This is a genomic window from Chryseobacterium sp. MDT2-18 (genome assembly GCF_030815285.1).
GTDB classification, from domain to species: domain Bacteria; phylum Bacteroidota; class Bacteroidia; order Flavobacteriales; family Weeksellaceae; genus Kaistella; species Kaistella salivictor.
Window position 1 is genome coordinate 91,373 of the sequence record NZ_JAUSWQ010000005.1, and the last position, 18,497, is coordinate 109,869.

Sequence of the window (18,497 nt, forward strand, 5' to 3'; positions counted from 1 at the left end):
AATTTACCATGAAAAAAATATTTTTCATTATTCTGTTTTCCTTGTCAGCATTGGGAGTGAAAGCACAGTATGGTTCCATCAACGCAATTTTAGACCGGCTCGAAGAAAAAAGAGGCATCAACCGAAATCTGGAAAACGTAAATATCAACGATATCAAATTTGTTTTGATTAAAGATTTCGATGATCATACCGAAAGGAATTTTATCATTATTAAAGGGAATCTGGCCACCTATGTAGAAATTTTCGATGATAAGAAAACCGGGGAATCCTCAGTCAATGTTTTCTCCGGTGATATTGTCCGGTCTACTCACCAGATTATTTCGCTTCGGGCAGATCGGTTAGAAGACAGAAAAATCCCAATTCCGGTGACCAAAACTTTTTTAATGACCGAACAGAAAAAAATTCTTTACCTCATCGACATCAACTCTAAGGAAAGATGGATCGAGGAAAGAGCCATTAACAAAAAATAAACTGCAAACAAAATAAGGTTCAAAACAGCAATGTAAATTCATTCTTTTGAACCTTTTCTTTAAATATAATTAATATGAAATCATTTATCAAATATCCCGAAAACTCAGACTTTTCGATCTATAACATTCCCTTTGGTGTCGGAGTTTTCAACAAAGAATACATTGCCTGTTGCTCCCGGATCGGTGATCAGGTAATTGATCTGGCCACTTTGTACGATTACGGTTTTTTTGATGAAATCGAAGGTATTGACGAAAATGTGTTCGAGGCCTTTACTTTAAATGAATTTATTGCACTGGGAAAACCGGTGACCAAAGCTGTACGTTTAAAACTCCAGGAAATATTGGGAGAGAATTCTAAACTGGCGGGCGATAAGAAAACGATTGAAGAGTGTTTTTATGATTTTGATAAAGTACAGATGATGATGCCGGTTCACGTTCCCAATTATACCGATTTCTACAGCAGCATTGAACACGCCACCAATGTTGGAAAAATGTTTCGTGATCCGGAAAACGCATTGCTTCCGAACTGGAAACATCTTCCGGTTGGCTATCACGGCCGGGCTTCATCTATCGTGGTTTCCGGCACAGAATTTCACCGTCCGAAAGGTCAGACGAAACCTGCCGGCGCGGAAAATCCAATTTTTGGTCCCTGTAAACAACTCGATTTTGAACTGGAAATGGCATTCATCGTAAATAAAAATACCGAAATGGGCGACAGTATTTCGACTGCCGAAGCCGAAGATGCCATTTTCGGATTGGTCCTGTTTAATGACTGGTCCGCCAGAGATATTCAAAGTTGGGAATATGTTCCGCTTGGACCTTTTTTAGGTAAAAATTTCTGCTCTACAATTTCGCCCTGGGTGGTTACTTTAGAAGCTTTAAAACCCTTTAAAACTGATTCTCCTAAACAGGAACCGGAAGTTTTAGATTATCTGAAATTTGAAGGACTGCAAAATTTTGACATCCATCTTCAGGTTTATATTCAACCGGAAAACGGAAAAGAAAATTTGATTTCTAAAAGCAATTACAAATTCATGTACTGGAATATGCTGCAACAACTGGCGCATCACACCGTGAATGGCTGTAATGTAGAGGTTGGTGATCTCTACGCATCAGGAACCATTTCGGGCAGCGAAAGGAGCTCTTTCGGCTCCATGCTGGAATTAACGTGGCGGGGAACGGAACCTTTAAAATTATCAGACGGCACAGAACGTCAATTCATCAATGATAATGACACGGTAATTATGAGAGGTTATGCGGAAAAAGAAGGAATGCGCGTTGGTTTTGGCGAGGTTAGAGGGAAAGTGTTGGCGGCTAAAATGTAAACCATAAAGTATTTTTGTAACACATTAGTTTACTTTTAAAGAACCTACTCTAGTAAACATTAGATCACATAAGATTGAAAAATCAAAGATTTTTATAATGGCTATGGAAATTACGCAAACTTATATTAACGAACTAACGTATAAAATTACTGGAGCTTGTATCGAAGTTCATAAAATACTTGGTCCTGGACTTTACGAAAACATTTATCATCAATGTCTCAAAAAAGAATTGGATTTATTAAATATAGAATACAAATCAGAGTTGACAATTCCATTCAATTATAAAGGAGAACCTATTGATTGTTTGGTTAAATGCGATTTCTTAATCGAAGATCTTATTGTTTTGGAATTAAAGGCAGTAACTGAGTTTTTTAATATCCACAGAGCACAAACAATGAACTACATGAATTTATTGAAAGTACCTAAAGCAATCTTGGTTAATTTTAATGTAACTAATTTGTATCATGAAGGTCATGAAACATATGTAAGTTCACACTTTAAAAAACTTCCAAAAAGTTGATCAATAAATTTTTGATTTTTCCCCAGCTAATGTGTACTAAATATTTTCCAAGTGATACACTAAAACTAATGTGACTAATGTGTTAAAAAAAAATATCATTGTAATAAAATATGAAAACAATATCTCCTCAGGATTTAAACAACTTTCAATTGCAAACGCTGCTGCAGACAGCGATTGCTCCACGGCCGATCGCTTTGGCTTCAACGGTTGATAAAGACGGTAATGTGAATTTAAGTCCTTTCAGTTTCTTTAATATGTTCAGTTCTAATCCGCCGATTGTGATTTTTTCGCCGGCGCGGAGAGTTCGGGACAATACCACGAAACATACTTTAGAAAATGTTTTGGAAGTTCCCGAAGTGGTCATCGGCATCGTGAATTATAAAATTGTTCAGCAGATTTCACTCGCTTCTACGGAATATGAGAAAGAAGTCAACGAGTTTGTAAAATCGGGCCTGACCATGCAAGACGCAGATCTGGTAAAGCCAAAACTGATCGCAGAATGCCCCGTCAACCTGGAATGTAAAGTTATAGAAATTAAACATTTAGGATCTGAAGGAGGAGCCGGAAATTTAGTCATCTGCGAAGTAATAAAAATTCATGTTCGGGAAGAATACCTGAATGAAGACGGAAATCTTGACCAAAAGAAATTGGATCTCGTCGCAAGATTGGGTGGAAACTGGTATTCCAGAAATAATGAAAATAATTTGTTCGAAGTTCCAAAACCTTTAGTAACCAAAGGAATTGGCTTTGACAGATTACCTGATGAAATCAAGTTCAGCACTGTTTTCACGGGAAATGATTTGGGAATGCTCGCCAATACCGAAGATTTACCGGAGGGCAATTTCACGTCTGATGAAGAAATTCACCGTGAGGCACAGAAACTTCTTCACCACAATAAAATTGCGGAAGCGTGGAAAATATTGAAATGTAACTAAGGATTTAAAAAGAAAACTCAGATCTTTTTAATTGTTTTTTAAACAAAATTGCTGAAAAAGAGATCGCTCTACCCACTTTAAAACCTGGTTTTTATCTCGTGAAAGTGCTCACTGATAAAGGATCAAATTATACCACAAAAATCATTAAAGAATAATTCCTAAAATAAAAAATCCTGCTTCAATTTTCGAAGCAGGATTTTTTTTCTTCTATTAAGAAGATTCTATACCAATTCATTTTCAAAAAATGAAAAACCTGTATTAATCGTTTTCATCTTTGATGCTTAAATCTTTGTTCAGATCCGGATTTAATTTCAGCGCTTTCCTGTTTTGATTATTTCTCAGTTTGATGTTTAAAACTTCGACCAATAAACTGAACGCAAGACAGGAATAAATGATATTTTTACTCACATGCTGATGAATTCCTTCTGCCACCAACATTACCCCAATCACCACCAAAAAGGCAAGCGCCAACATTTGTAAACTTGGATATTTATTGATAACCGCAGAAATAGGACCGGCGAAAGCCATCATAATCCCAATGGAAATAACCACCGCAATGATCATCAACATCACATTATCTACCAAACCAATCGCGGTAAGAATAGAGTCGAGCGAGAAAACCATGTCGATTAAAATAATCTGAATAATCACCATGGTCATCAGGGAAGAACCTGCAGATTTTGGTTTGTGATTTTCATCGTGAAGCTGCATTTTCCCATGGATTTCAAAGGTGCTTTTTCCAATCAGGAAAATCCCTCCGAGCAATAGGATTAAATCTTTCCAACTTAGTGCCAATGCGATATCAGTTCCCGGTTCTTCTAAAAACGGTAACGTTAAGATCGGTTCTTTCAAACCGATGATCCAGTTGATCATTAATAATAATCCTACCCGGAACACCATCGCAAATGTCAACCCGATATTTCTGGCAAATTTTTGTCTGGCTTTAGGTAATTTATCAGAAATGATAGAAATAAAGATAATATTATCAACCCCGAGAATAATCTCTAGAAAAGTAAGGGTTAATAAACTGATCCAGATTTGCGGTTGACTAAAATCTGGAAATTCGAGCACTGACAGTAACATCATAAATTAAATTTTGGTCGGTAAAAATAAAGCATTTCTGAATTTATCTAATATTAATTTTTGTTTACATTAAAGTTTCAAAATGGCTCCTCATAAATTGAATCATTTTTGAGCTTGCTTTCTCTAAATCTTCCGGCAGCTTATTTTCTGTCCAGGGTTCTTTGGCGCCGAAAGTATGGTTCGCATTTTCTAAAAGTACAAGTTCTGAAGTTTTACACCATTCATTCAGCAGAAATGCTTCTTTGTCTTTCACAGCCTCATCATCGGTTCCCTGAATAATAAGGAAGGGTTTTTCTAAATGTTGCGCAGCATATTGAATATCAAATCTTCTTTCATTTTTCTCAAAATCCTCAAAAAACTGAAAATAATGCGGCATTTCCTGATGCGTTCTTTTGTTTTCGGAGTACATCACTCCCTCTCTTTTCCAGTCTTCAAAACGTTCTTTCGTCGGGAATCGGTATTTAAAATTGCTGACACCGGCTAAAGTGATCAGGATTTTTATGCGTTCATCTTCAAATGTTTTAATAACGGTAATTCCGCCACCACGACTGTGACCGATGATGCAGATTTTTTCATTATCGATTTTCAGATGGTTATAAAAATGATTCAAAACCTCATCAAAGTCTGACATTTCTTTAGAAAAGTTATTATGTCCGAAAGCTTCTAAATCTGCAAAGTCTTTGGGTTGCGCGATTGTTGTTCCATTGTGCGAAAAATTAAATTTAACAAAGAAAAAACCTGCTTCCGCCAATTTCTTGGCCATCAAATCCCAGGCACCCCAATCTTTATATCCTTTGTAACCGTGGGCGAAAATAACGAGCGGTAATTTTTCTGCATCTTCCGGGTAATAGGCGTCCGCTAAAAAATCATGGGTCTCAGCGTTTTTGATGATGATATTTTTTTCGATATTGAGTTTCATTTGAATATGTTTTATGTTCTTTAAAGTTACGGATTAAAAACAAAAATCCTTTTACCTGATTAGAGTGAAAGGACTTCAAATTCAATAACAAAACTAAATTTCATGTTAATTATAAATATTTAATAGACCTGAACCATCTGGTTGGTGGAATTACGGGAGACTTTTTCTATAATATCCGCGAAATTGGTTTCATTGGGACGCGGCATATTTGCATTGAAAATTTTACCGTCAGGATCCACCATCATAAATCTGGGAACACCTTCTACACCAAGCTGTTGTAAAGCTTTTGCATCAGATAGCCACCATTGTTTCACATTAGACCGTGTGTTCTTTAAGTCCAGTTTCCATTTATTTTGGTCCTGGTCTAAACTTATGGCCAGAAAAACTAGGTTATTATTATATTTATTTTTTTTGGCTTGATAGGCAAAAACGGGAGAAGTTTCTTTACAGGGCGCACACCATGTTGCCCAGAAATCAATGATGACAAACTTTCCTTTGAATTGAGACATATTAACTTTCTTTCCATCGGTGTCTTTAAAAGCCAAAGCTGGAAACGCTTTTCCTTTTTGTTGATTGTTGACAATTTCTAAATTTTTCGCTACAAAATTTTTAAACTTGAGATTTTTAATACCGTCAATATTTTCCTGAAATATTAAATTCCTCTTAGCTTCATCATTCTCCATCTTTATCATTTTAATGATCTGGGTACTTAAAAGTTGATCTTTCGCACTGCCTGAAGTCATTGCTGCTAATTTAACAAATAGGATACTGTCTGGATTTGCACTTCCTTCTTTTGGCAATAATTCTTTCAATTTCCAGGATTTATAAGTATCGGTGGCATATAGTAAAGGACTGGGTTTTCGAATAATATTTTCTAATTCAGTGATGAAGGACGGACCAGGGGCAAACTTTTTATCGGTAAAGGAGGTTATTTTTTGATAATCATAAAAAGCAGATAGCATTTTTGTCGCTTTTTTCTGTAGTTGGTATTCCTTAAAATCACTTGCAAGATAGATATTCTCGGCTGTTCTAAAATCTTCTAAATCCTTTAATTCATTCTTCCAGTGTTTCTGCGCTTCCTTATAAAACAATGATGGACTATCGCTATACAATTTATCAGCTACAATATAATCGTAAAAAGAAGAATTATACTTTTCCATTTTCCTGAAGAGATCTTCGGCTTTTCTCGTGCCCTTTACTACAACAACTGATTGTTTATCATCCATTTTTATATCGAAATGTAAATTGTCGCCTTTAGAAAATACGAAGGGATAAGATTTACCTTCATAGCTGATGGCATATTGAGCGAAGGGAATTTCTTCTTTAGTATTCCAGGTAAACTCACCGTTTATCACTGGGATCTGAACAATATTATCGCCGAATTCTTCAGAAGTTATGGTAACATTTTTAATCGGTTTTGGAGATTGGATTGAACCACTAATTACAGAATGATCTTTAAATTTTTGTGGATAAATAGGCTTTGTTATGAAATAATACATACTCACAAACACGATTATTCCAATTACTGTAGAAACTTTCGCTTTGCTGCTATTCAGAAAAGCATTTTTAAATCCCCTTCGACTGTACCAAAAATATCCGATAATGAAAAACAATAATGTCCAAAATAAACTCAGATATTCCGTATAGTTAAAAAAATGATTGAGCTGAAAAGAATCTTTAAATTTTAAACCCGTTTGTACAGCATTATAAGGAATAAAATCATACGTTTCCTGTCGAACTGCTGCCACAATATTGATAACAAATCCTACAAATCCAATGGCAAAAGGCCAGATAAAACCAGTAATGATAGTCGAAAGCATTAACTGGAAAGAAATGATACACAGACTTAAAAGGAAGACTCTCGCGAATGTTTGAAACTGCCAATAAAAATCTACTCCCATTTGCAGCTCTTTCTGCGGGAAAATAAATAGGGTAAGATTTGAAAATAATGTGGATGATAAAAAATAAACCATAAACATGATAGAACTTAATAGCGTGAGGACTAAAAATTTAGCGCTATAGATACTTAATTTTGAAACTGGCTGTGTTTCCAGGAAGGTCCAGCCGTTATTTTTATGATCGGTCTGGGTAATTCTGGTTGCCGAAATAATGATAAACAACAGCATAAAGAAACCGCCAAATTGCCCAATGGATTCCTTAATATCCTTGGTGGCGGCCTTAGTTAACAAACCATCGTAAAGGCGTGCATTCTCGCTAAAAACACCAATAGTAAAAAATAATGCAGGAAGAAACAGCGCAAAAACAATTGCAATTGTGACTAACCCTAAACCTTTGATTTTCAGCCATTCTGCTTTGAAAACCATTGCTAAAGTAGATCTTTTCTTCATCTTTCTAATTTTGTTTTGAAATTTCCATGAACCATTCTTCTAAACCTCCTGCAGGAGAGATCTGATGAATCTCTGCGCCATGATCAACTAAAATTTTATTGATGTCAGAGATCTGCTTGGGTGAATTGGTTACGATTTCACAATCCGTCTCATTTTTAAATTCTACCTGATAATTTTCTGCTAAAAGCGCTGCAAAGTTTTTGGCATTTTCAAGCTGAATTTTGTTTTCTGGAATCGGTAGAGTTCATTAAGATCCTCTTTACTGCCTTGAAATTTTATCTCCCCATTTGAAATGATCCCAATGTGTGTTACCATTTTTTCGATTTCTAAAAGCAAGTGACTTGAAATAAAAACTGTGACGCCATATTCCTGATTTAATTTAATCAATAGTTCCCGAACTTCCTTCATTCCATTCGGATCCAATCCATTTACGGGCTCATCTAAAACCAGCAGTTCAGGATCGCTGATTAAAGCCAAACCAATTGCTAATCTTTGTTTCATCCCCAGAGAATATTTTTTCATTTTTATATTTCTCGCCTCTGTCAGTCCAACCAATTCTAAAATCTCATCGATTCTACTAATGTTCAAGTTCCTCAAAATACATACAATCTTTAAATTATCATAGCCGGAAAGATGATCGTAAAAAGCGGGATAATCGATGAGGGAACCAATTTTATTAAAACCTTCCGGATACAAATTTGAAACTAACGTATCAAACACTTTTACAGAATTTGCATCATCATTAAAAAGTCCCATTATCAGTCGCATCGTTGTGGATTTTCCAGCACCGTTGGAACCCAGAAAACCATAGATCGATCCTTTCGGTACCATTAAATTGACATCTTTTAATATCGGTTTATTTTTATCGAAGCCAAAGTTCAAATTTTTAATTTCAATTATATTGTCGATCATTTCTAATTTATTAAAATGTTTCTAAATTAATAACCAAAGAAGACTTAACCTTTACTTCATTATTTAATTGGTAATTAAATTCCTCAAAACGTTACATAATTTTAAAAAATAAGAACTATAAATTGTTATAAAACTGATGTTTTGACAAAAATAATGACGATTTTATTTTTAATTAAAAAACCCTTTCATCCTTTTTAAAGGCTGAAAGGGTTCAAAATATGTCTGTTATCCTATTTTACCAGATCTTTATTCTTTCTTCCGGTGCTTTATATAAATCATCACCCGGCTTGATGTCGAACGCTTTGTAGAATGAATCCTGATTCACCAAAGGTGCAAACGCCCGGAAATAACCTGGCGAGTGCGGATCGGTTTTCACCTGATTCACCATATATTGCTCTGTAGATTTGGTTCTCCAAACCGTGGCCCAACTCATAAAGAATCTTTGATCCTGTGTAAATCCACTGATTAATCCCGGATTTCCATGATCTTTCAAATACATTTGAAGAGCGGTATAAGCAACTGCTACTCCACCCAAATCGCCGATGTTTTCGCCGCTGGTAAATTTACCGTTAACGAAACTTCCTTTCACCGGTTCGTATTTATCATATTGCGCAGCAAGTTGCCCCACTTTTGCATCGAAATTTTTACGGTCTGCGTCTGTCCACCAATTATTCAAATTTCCATCTCCGTCAAATCTTGAGCCGGAATCATCGAACCCATGGCCGATCTCATGTCCTATTACCGCACCAATTCCCCCGAAGTTAACGGCAGGATCTGCTTTGAAGTTGAAGAAAGGCGGCTGAAGAATGGCTGCCGGGAAAACGATTTCGTTGTTAGAACCACTGTAATAAGCGTTCACGGTTTGCGGCGACATTCCCCATTCCGTTTTATCAACTGGTTTTCCAACTTTAGCTAAATTCTTTGCATAAGACCATTCGGTGATGTTCTGTAAGTTTTTATAATACGTTCCACCTTCGGCCGGGCCTGTCAGTTGCAGTTGAGAATAATCTTTCCAGGTATCTGGATAAGCGATTTTCACAGAGAATTTTGATAATTTTTCTTGTGCTTTAACTTTCGTTTCGGGAGACATCCAGTCATTGTCTGCAATATGCTGCTGGAATGACTTTTTCAAATAACCGATATAGGTTTCCATCTGCTGTTTCGCTTCAGCCGGGAAATATTGGTCTACATACAATTTACCGAAAGCTTCGCCCAAGACTCCATTAATAACGCCTAAACCTCTTTTGTTCATCGCTCTCTGTTCCTGCTGACCCTGAAGATATTTAGAATAGAAATTAAAATTCAGATCATCCAACTGCTTATCAAGATTACCTGCGTTACCGGCAATCATTCTGGCTTTCATATATTCTTTGATCAGCGGAAGGTTTTTATCGGTCATCCAGGAATCCATATTCTGGTAATATTTCAGCTCGCTTACGATGACTTTATCCGTTTTCACACCGGCCTCGGTCAGGTATTTCGGCAAGTTAACATTCTTCACCAATTTTGAAAGTTCAGGCAATGTTTTAGGATTATAACGAAGATTGGCATCGCGGTTCTGCTCGTTGGTCAAAAGATCTTTCGCAAGTTTCTTTTCGAAATTCACAACGTTCTGTGCCGTTTGATCTGCGTTTTTCTGACCAATAATGGTAAACAACTGCGCAAGGTAATTTTTATATTCCGCCAAAGTTTTGGTATTCGCGTCGTTGTCTTTTTGATAATAGTCACGGCCTAAACCTAATGATGCGCCACCAAAGTAAACAGCGTTCATCACGGAGTTTTTCATATCCGGACTTACCCGCCAGGCGTAGAAAGGATTATCTCCGGTTTTGGTTGCTTCTGTTAAATAGCTTTGTAATTGTGCAACTGTTTTGATTTGATCAATCTTTTGTAAATCACCTTTAACCGGATTAATTCCGTCGGCATTTCTCTTGTTCCAATCCATAAATGTTCCGTACAGGTTTTGGATTTTCTGACCTTCGGAACCCGGCGCGAATTTGTCAGCCAGGATTTTATCTAAAATTCCTAAAGAAGCATTGTCAACATCCTCTCTTAAAGCGTTGAAGCTTCCCCAGCTTGTTTTATCAGAAGGGATTTCGGCAGTTTTCATCCAGTTTCCATTGACATAATTAAAGAAATTATCCTGTGGACGAACCGTGGTATCCATATAGGAAAGATTGATTCCCTCGTCTTTGGTTGGTACTGGCTTTACATCAGTAGTTACTGTCGTTTCTGTTTCTGTAGTTGCAACTTTCGCAGTTGAACAGGAATTCAGTAAAACAACTCCCGTAAAAGCGAGGGCTGCGATGGTAATTCTTTTCATAAGACTTTATTGATTATTATTAAGATTATTTCAAAGATAATGATTATTTATTGTTTATAAATGCTTTTATGACTCAATTTGTTATCGCGGCAAAAGATTGGAACGACCATCTTTTTTTCGGACGGTTAGCGCAGTAACAAAAAAAGATACAGTGGAAAAGCCCGGCCTGATCATAAAGCATTAAGAGCAACCGAAGCGCTTTTAACACTGGCATGAAAAGGGTTACGCCATTAAAAAAATCACTCAAAATAAATGGAGTGATTTTTCTAAAATATTTACTGTTGGATTACCAGATTTTCACTCTGTCTTCTGGTTTTTTATAAAGTTGATCTCCTTCTTTCACATTAAAAGCTTTGTAGAAAGCATCAGTGTTTACGAGTGGACCGAATGCACGGTACAACCCGGGCGAATGCTCATTGGTTTTGATCTGATTAATCAGAGCGGCTTCTTTCTGAAGGGTTCTCCAAACCGTTGCCCAACTCATAAAGAATCTTTGCTCCTGTGAATAGCCACTGATCAATCCTGGATTTCCGTGGTCTTTTAAATACATCTGCAAAGCATCGTAAGAAATATTTACACCACCTAAATCTGCGATATTTTCACCATTGGTAAAAGTTCCGTTCACGAAAGTTCCTTTAACAGGTTCATATTTGTCATATTGCGCTGCGAGAGCTTTCGTGGCTTTCTCGAAATTGGCTTTATCTTCTGGCGTCCACCAGTCTACCAAATTCCCATCTGCATCGAACTGTGCTCCAGAATCATCAAAACCGTGGGTGATTTCGTGACCGATAACCGCTCCGATTCCGCCGAAATTAATGGCTGCATCTGCTTTTGGATTAAAGAAAGGCGGCTGTAAAATCGCGGCCGGAAAAACGATTTCGTTGTTTACCGGATTGTAATATGCATTCACCGTCTGAGGCGTCATTCCCCATTCGGTACGGTCAACCGGCTTGCCTACTTTCTCGAGTTCTCTGTCATATTGCCAGGAAGTTAAATTCTGTAGATTTCCGTATAAAGTGCCACCGGTATCTTTAGGATTAATAGCCAGTTTAGAATAGTCTTTCCACTTGTCTGGATAAGCTACTTTTACGGTAAATTTATTCAGTTTGTTTAAAGCTTTTTCTTTGGTAACGGGAGACATCCAGCCTAAATTCGTGATATGCTCAGCGAAACTCTTTTTCAAATAACCGATCAGTTCCACCATCTGAGCTTTTGCTTCAGCCGGGAAATATTTGTCAACATACAACTTTCCGAATGCTTCACCCAGAGAGCTGTTGATCAATTCGAACCCTCTTTTATCCTGCGCTCGCTGAACATCCTGACCTCTTAAATATTTACCGTAGAAATTAAATTTCATATCATCTAAATCTTTCGAAAGATAACTCGCGCTTCCCGAAAGAAGATGAAATTTCATATAGTCTTTAATTAAAGGAAGATTTTTCGCATTGATGAATTGATCTAAATTTTGGTAATATTTTAATTCCCCGATAATCGCTTTATCCGTTTTTACCCCAACTTCTGTCAAATATTTTGGCAGGTTTACATTTTTCACCAACTTTGACAGTTCCGGCATTGTTCGCGGATTATACTGTAAGGTGGCATCGCGGATTTGCTCATTGGTCAGATAAGTCTGAGCGATACTTTTCTCGAAATTAACAATATTATTTGCAGTTGCCCCGGAGTTTTTATATCCTAAAACATTTAACATCGAAGAAACATAATCTGTATATTTTGCCAGCGTTTCTGTATTTTTTGGATTTACCTTCTGATAATAATCTCTTCCTAGCCCAAGGCTGGCATCTCCTAAATAAACCGCGTTCATTTTCGAATCTTTCAAATCTGAAAACACAGCCCAAGAGTAAAAAGGATTTTCTCCGTTTTTAGTCGCTTCAATCAAATAATTCTGTAAATCTGCAAGTGATTTAATGCCATCTATTTTTGCTAAATCGGCTTTGATAGGTGAAATTCCGTCCGCATTTCTTTTGGCCATATCCATGTAAGTGCCGTACAAATCCTGGATTTTTTTCCCCTCGCTTCCGGGCGCAAATTTATCATTCAGTAAAGAATGAAGGATCGTCATCGAATTATTATCCGTGTCTTCCGCCAATTTATTAAATGAACCCCAGGTTGATTTATCTGCCGGAATTACTGCAGTTTTCATCCAGCTTCCGTTCACAAAATTATAGAAATCATCCTGCGGACGGACTGCTTTATCAAACGTGGTGAAATCCAAACCGTTTTCCGGCGTTTCTTTTACCGTTTCCACCGCCGGCGCAGCGGGCTGTGCCGGATTTGCCACTTTAGAGGCACATGAATTCAGGGCGATTACTCCGGCAAAAGCCAGAATACCGATGTTTATATTTTTCATAAGGAAATCCTTTTTTATTTAGTCTGATGTTTTTTTTATTTGTTACAACATTCTGTAAATAAAAAAAGCCATTCTTAATTGAATGACTTTAGGTTATCTATTTAAAGGTGATCTTGCCGCCAATCACATTTTTAAATTTGCGGTCGTCTGGGTCGCCATAAACATCGATGATTCCGCCAGCTCTTGTGGTTGCATTTACGGATTCACTAGCAAACACTTCAGCAATTCCACCGGCATTTGCGGCAACGGTTGCGCTTTGAGATTCTACATTTTGACCATTAAATTTACCACCGGAATTCACCACGATATCCTGATGGTCCGCTTTTCCGGAAACTTTAATTTCTCCGCCGGAATTGGTTTTGATATTCAGTTTTCCGGTATCAATTCCTAAAGTAATTCTTGAACCTTCATTGGCGGTTAAACTCAACATTTTCGATTTCAAAGTTTCGGTTGAACTGATTGAAGATCCCTGGCTGGCCTGCAAATCGTTGAGCGTTTGATAATACACTTTCACAGAAACCTGATTTCCCTGCAATATTCTGACCGGAGCCATTCTTATTTTCAGCTCGCCGTTTTTGTTCACCGTTTCTACATCGGCACTTTCGGCTTCTACTTTATTTTGATTCGATGGAATAATCACCACATTGATTTTATCATATACTTTCAGTGATGAAAATTCTCCTACATTTCTTGTCACCTGCGCAAAAGAATATTGCATCACAAACATCATCAAGCCCACAGCTATCTTTTTCATAATTTCTAATTTATTGGAGTAAAGATAACGCTTTGCGACAGAATTTATTTTAAATTTCTCCTAAAATTTTGCTTTAATAATTTAAATCATGTGACTAACTTTACTACACATGAAAAATTAATTTTAAAAAACACGTTGATTTTCAGAGAAATGAAAGCATTACCAATAACTCTATTTTAATTTGAAAAATATTTTGAATTTACCTGCGAAACACTATCTTTGATTCCGGTTTTTCCCAATATACTATCACCCCAAGCCCTTTAAACTAAATGAAGCAATATCCGATCCCCGATAATGAAAGAGAACGTATCGAAAAATTAGAATTTTTGGATTTGTTGGATTTGGAAAAAGATCCAGAGTTGAATGTTTTTGCAGAGGGAGCAAGTCTTATCGCAGATTGCCCGGTTTCCTTGATCTCTATTATGGCAAAGGATTCGCAGCATATAAACAGTTGTGTAGGCCTTCAGCTAGATTCTGTAAACCGTCAGGATACAGTGTGCCAATATGTGATTGCTAACAAGGAAATATTAATTATTAGTGACACCCTTCTGGACGAGCGTTCTTCTCATAACGCGTTGATTATAGAAGCAGGAATCCGTTTCTATCTGGGAATTCCACTGATCGATGATGAAGGGTTTGTTCTGGGAACGCTTTGCGTGATCGACTACCAGCCAAAAAAACTTTCCGAAAACCAGATCATCACGCTTCAAAAAATGGCTGAAGCCGTAACAAAACTTTTAATTAACAAAAAAAAGAATATTCAAGCCGATTATTTTCAACAGATTTTTGATATTACCAATAATTTAGTTTGTGTACTCCATTCGGATTTTAAACTGAAAGACCTGAACCCTGCTTTTGAAGAAGCTTTTGAAATCAAAAAAGAAAGTACGCTTCATCAGTCTTTGGTAACTATTTTAGGAGAAAACAATACCGAACTCAAAACGCTGGCGGAAACTTTCCCCAGAAAAGATGAAGTATTATGCACCACCTCCACTGTTACTGATCTGCAAAAAACGATAACCGTGGAATGGTCCTTCAAACAAAATCATTCTGATATTTTTTGTTTTGGCCGGAACATCACCTCTCAGATAGAAGAAAATCAGAAACTCGAAAACGCTGAAAAAAGGTTTAGAAATTTTTTCCAGAATGCGATCGGACTCATGAGCCTGCACGATTTAGAGGGGAACATATTGGGTGTTAACCAAAAAGGCCGTGAACTGCTTGATTATTCCGAAGAGGAGATCAAAGGTTTGAATTTAAAGGATCTTGTTCCGCAGGCAAACTGGCCATCACTGAATGATTACCTAACCAGAATTGCGTCGAATAAGAAAGACATAGGAAATATGCTTCTGCAGAAAAAAGGTGGCGAAGAAGTAATCTGGATGTACCACAACATACTGGAAACTGATGAAGAAGGTAACCCCTATGTCATGAGCACCGCCCTGAATGTCACTGAAAAAATGGCTTTGGAAAAAGATTTAATTTATACCAAAAAAATACTTGAGCAGACCGGTGATGTTGCGCAGGTAGGAGGATGGGAATTAAACCTGCGAAAAAACACCATTTACTGGTCACAATCTGTGAAGGAGATTCATAAAGTACAGCCGGATTTTACCCCTACATTTGAGAATGCCACAGAATTCTACCATGGAGAAAATAATGAAAAACTTAATTTTTCACTTCAGCAGGCGATACAAAAAGGAATACCTTATGACCAGGAACTTCAGCTTCTGCGGGCAGACGGTGTGCTGATTTGGGTAAGAGTTAAAGGAGTTCCGGAATTCGACAATGGCGTCTGCACCAAAGTCTTTGGGATTATTCAGGATATTGATGCAACCAAAAGAACCTATCTGGAACTGGCAGAAAAGGAAGCGATGCTGCGGTCTTTTATTAAATACACGCCGGTGTCTGTAGCAATGTTCGACCGAAAACTCAATTATCTGTCTGTAAGCAAATCCTGGGAAAAAGAGTTTTACATGAATGATTCCGAAATCATCGGCGAGCACATGTTCACGATCTCTCCTAATATCCCGGAAGAAAGATCCAAAATATATTTTGATGCCTTAAAAGGTAAAGCTTATAAAAATGAAAACTTAGAGATTAAAGTTGCCGGCAGTGACGAACTGAAAAATTACAATATAGAAGTAAGTCCCTGGTATCTTTCAGAAGGAAACATTGGTGGCGTAATCGTTTCGGCACAAAATATTACCGATTATATTAAAGTAAATGAGGATCTAAAAAAGGCAAAAGAAATAGCAGATATCGCCAGCAAAGCCAAGTCCGAATTTTTATCCAATATGAGTCACGAAATCCGAACGCCGCTCAATGGAGTTATTGGATTTTCAGATCTGTTACTCAAAACTCCGCTTAATGAAATGCAGACTCAGTACCTCAATTACATCAATGAGTCAGGCGAAAGTTTGCTTAATATCATCAATGATATCCTTGATTTTTCTAAAATAGAATCAGGGAAAATGGAACTGTTGGAAGACAAATCCAATATCTATGACCTGGTAAGTCAGGTGGTGAATGTCATTCTTTATCAGTCACAGAGAAAAAACATAGAACTGCTTCTGAATATAGAACAGGGACTACCAAAAACGCTGTGGCTGGATGAATCCAGAATCAAACAAGTCTTAATCAACCTTCTCGGCAATGCCGTTAAATTTACAGACCACGGAGAAATCGAACTCAAAGTGGAGAAGCTGAATATAGAAAACGAAAACCTCACGTTGCGTTTCGCAGTGAGGGATACCGGAATTGGTATACCTGCCGAAAAACAAACCCGCATTTTTGATGCTTTTATGCAGGAAGACAGTTCCGTAAGTAAAAAATATGGCGGTACCGGATTGGGACTTACCATTTCCAATAATATTTTAAAATACATGGACAGTCACCTGTCGCTTTCCAGTGAACCACAAAAAGGTTCTGTGTTTTATTTCGACATCACCGTTCCTTATGAAACTGAAAGTTTTGGTGATGAAGAGGATTTAAATATAAATAATGCACTGATTGTAGATGATAACGAAAACAACCGTATCATTCTGCAACATATGCTGGCCTACAAAAACATCAACTCAACATTAGCTGCCAATGGAATGGAAGCGCTTCAGATTTTAATGAAAGGAGAACGCTTTGACGTTATATTAATGGATTATCACATGCCGGTAATTTCCGGTTTGGAAACCATCCAAAAAATAAAGGAGCTATTCCACCAGCAGGATGAACTTTCGCCGCTAATTGTATTGCATACCTCCTCGGAAGAACACGAAGTGATCAATTCTTTCCGGCAGGATGACAAATCTTTCTGTCTGTTAAAACCGATTAAATCAGATGAACTTTACACTACATTGAAGCGCGCTGTTAAAGATCAGGTTAAGCAAACTGAAGAACTCAATGGTCCGTCCGAAAATAAGCAGTCTCTGTTTCCAGATTCATTAAATGTTCTTCTGGTTGATGACAATCCTGTGAATATGGTATTGAACAATAAGATCATGCAGTCCCTTATTCCGCAAGCACATTTAACGGAAATGGCAGATGGTATGCAAGCACTGAATGCCTGCAAAAACAATAGCTTCGATCTTATCCTTATGGATGTTCAGATGCCTGTGATGGACGGAATAGAGGCGACAAAACACATCCGTTTATTACCTCAGTATAAAGAAGTTCCTATCATTGGCGTTACGGCAGGAAATATTTTGGGTGAAAAAGAAAAATGCCTCGCCGCAGGAATGGACGATTTCTTACCTAAACCTTTAAGACAGGCCGACCTTTTAGAAAAACTGATTCAAAATGTCGCTCTTCATGAAAATGAACAAACTGCCAAAATGGTAAACCGCGATCAATATCTTGATGTCAGTTTACTGAATGAACAGGTTGGCGAAGATCAGGAGTTCCGAATAATGTTCTTAAATTTGGTCCTGCAGGAACTCACTCTTTCTCAGGAAAGATTAAAAAATGCAATCATAGAGGGTAATATTGATGATATTAAAAAGATACTGCACAAACTGAAAGGAACTGCCGGAACCGCCGGCCTGTTTAAACTCGCAGAAACTTCTGCAAACTGGGAAAACAAAATAGAAACATCTGGAGATTGCCAATCACTGGAGAAAGAGATGAAAACTGAAATAGCAATTGGGCTGGATTTAATGAAAGGACTGCTAAATTAAAAAAGAAAGATATGGTAATTCTAATCGCCGAAGACGACGAATTGATTCTAAAAACAATTGAACATAAATTACTCAAAGATGGATATAAAGTTATTTTAAGCCGGAATGGTAAAGAAGCCATCGACCATATACAAAACACAGACATAAACCTTATCATCACGGATATAATGATGCCTTTTGCCTCGGGAATAGAAATCCTTTCGGCCATTAAATCAACAGGAAAAAAAATACCCGTTATTATGCTTTCGAGTATGGGGCAGGAAGAAGTGGTTCTGAATGCTTTTGATTTGGGCGCCTCTGATTTCATCGTGAAACCTTTCAGTCCCAATGAATTGATGTTGAGAACCAAAAGATTGATTTCAAAATAGAAG

The 18,497-nt window shown here is 37.2% G+C and carries 14 protein-coding genes; 7 read left to right on the forward strand and 7 right to left on the reverse strand.

Going from position 1 to position 18,497, the window contains the following annotated elements; translation table 11 throughout:
• The first annotated feature begins 8 nt into the window (after window positions 1–8).
• The 5 genes from QF004_RS06925 (at window position 9) to QF004_RS13960 (ending at window position 3,405) form a co-directional block, all read left to right on the forward strand.
• On the forward strand, window positions 9–470 hold the full coding sequence (locus QF004_RS06925) for a hypothetical protein (RefSeq protein WP_133438766.1): 462 nt from the start codon (window positions 9–11) through the stop codon (window positions 468–470).
• A gap of 74 nt (window positions 471–544) precedes the next feature.
• Window positions 545–1,795 carry a fumarylacetoacetase gene (gene fahA, locus QF004_RS06930; protein WP_133438767.1) on the forward strand — a complete coding sequence of 417 codons (1,251 nt, stop codon included), beginning with the start codon at window positions 545–547 and terminating at the stop codon, window positions 1,793–1,795.
• 103 nt (window positions 1,796–1,898) lie between these two features.
• Complete coding sequence (locus QF004_RS06935; protein ID WP_307424330.1) at window positions 1,899–2,315, forward strand: GxxExxY protein; 417 nt, start codon at window positions 1,899–1,901, stop codon at window positions 2,313–2,315.
• A gap of 110 nt (window positions 2,316–2,425) precedes the next feature.
• Window positions 2,426–3,250 carry a flavin reductase family protein gene (locus tag QF004_RS06940; protein WP_307424333.1) on the forward strand — a complete coding sequence of 275 codons (825 nt, stop codon included), beginning with the start codon at window positions 2,426–2,428 and terminating at the stop codon, window positions 3,248–3,250.
• Between the two features lie 62 nt (window positions 3,251–3,312).
• Window positions 3,313–3,405, forward strand: a complete 93-nt coding sequence (locus QF004_RS13960) for a T9SS type A sorting domain-containing protein (protein WP_373456882.1) — start codon at window positions 3,313–3,315, stop codon at window positions 3,403–3,405.
• 103 nt (window positions 3,406–3,508) lie between these two features.
• Here the strand turns inward: QF004_RS13960 and QF004_RS06945 are convergent, their stop codons facing one another.
• The 7 genes from QF004_RS06945 to QF004_RS06975 form a co-directional block, all read right to left on the reverse strand.
• Window positions 3,509–4,336: a TerC family protein gene (locus QF004_RS06945; protein ID WP_133438770.1), complete on the reverse strand. Its 828-nt coding sequence runs from the start codon at window positions 4,334–4,336 to the stop codon at window positions 3,509–3,511.
• Window positions 4,337–4,397: 61 nt separating this feature from the next.
• Window positions 4,398–5,252 (reverse strand): S9 family peptidase, encoded by an 855-nt coding sequence (locus QF004_RS06950; RefSeq protein WP_307424336.1) that lies wholly within the window; start codon window positions 5,250–5,252, stop codon window positions 4,398–4,400.
• 119 nt (window positions 5,253–5,371) lie between these two features.
• Complete coding sequence (locus QF004_RS06955) at window positions 5,372–7,600, reverse strand: thioredoxin-like domain-containing protein (protein WP_307424339.1); 2,229 nt, start codon at window positions 7,598–7,600, stop codon at window positions 5,372–5,374.
• Window positions 7,601–7,780: 180 nt separating this feature from the next.
• Entirely contained in the window at window positions 7,781–8,512 is a 732-nt protein-coding gene (locus tag QF004_RS06960) for an ABC transporter ATP-binding protein (RefSeq protein WP_307424343.1), read from the reverse strand.
• A gap of 235 nt (window positions 8,513–8,747) precedes the next feature.
• A complete protein-coding gene (locus QF004_RS06965) occupies window positions 8,748–10,835 on the reverse strand; it encodes a M13 family metallopeptidase (RefSeq protein WP_133438773.1) in 2,088 nt (695 codons plus the stop codon).
• 286 nt (window positions 10,836–11,121) lie between these two features.
• The gene (locus QF004_RS06970; protein WP_307424346.1) at window positions 11,122–13,203 is read right to left on the reverse strand and encodes a M13 family metallopeptidase; all 2,082 of its coding nucleotides are present in this window, start codon (window positions 13,201–13,203) and stop codon (window positions 11,122–11,124) included.
• Between the two features lie 97 nt (window positions 13,204–13,300).
• Window positions 13,301–13,957 (reverse strand): head GIN domain-containing protein, encoded by a 657-nt coding sequence (locus QF004_RS06975; protein WP_307424348.1) that lies wholly within the window; start codon window positions 13,955–13,957, stop codon window positions 13,301–13,303.
• 269 nt (window positions 13,958–14,226) lie between these two features.
• Between QF004_RS06975 and QF004_RS06980 the strand changes: the two genes are divergently transcribed.
• Both QF004_RS06980 and QF004_RS06985 read left to right on the forward strand, forming a co-directional pair.
• Window positions 14,227–18,126 (forward strand): response regulator, encoded by a 3,900-nt coding sequence (locus QF004_RS06980; protein ID WP_307424351.1) that lies wholly within the window; start codon window positions 14,227–14,229, stop codon window positions 18,124–18,126.
• Window positions 18,127–18,137: 11 nt separating this feature from the next.
• The gene (locus QF004_RS06985) at window positions 18,138–18,494 is read left to right on the forward strand and encodes a response regulator transcription factor (protein ID WP_133438777.1); all 357 of its coding nucleotides are present in this window, start codon (window positions 18,138–18,140) and stop codon (window positions 18,492–18,494) included.
• Window positions 18,495–18,497: the final 3 nt, after the last annotated feature.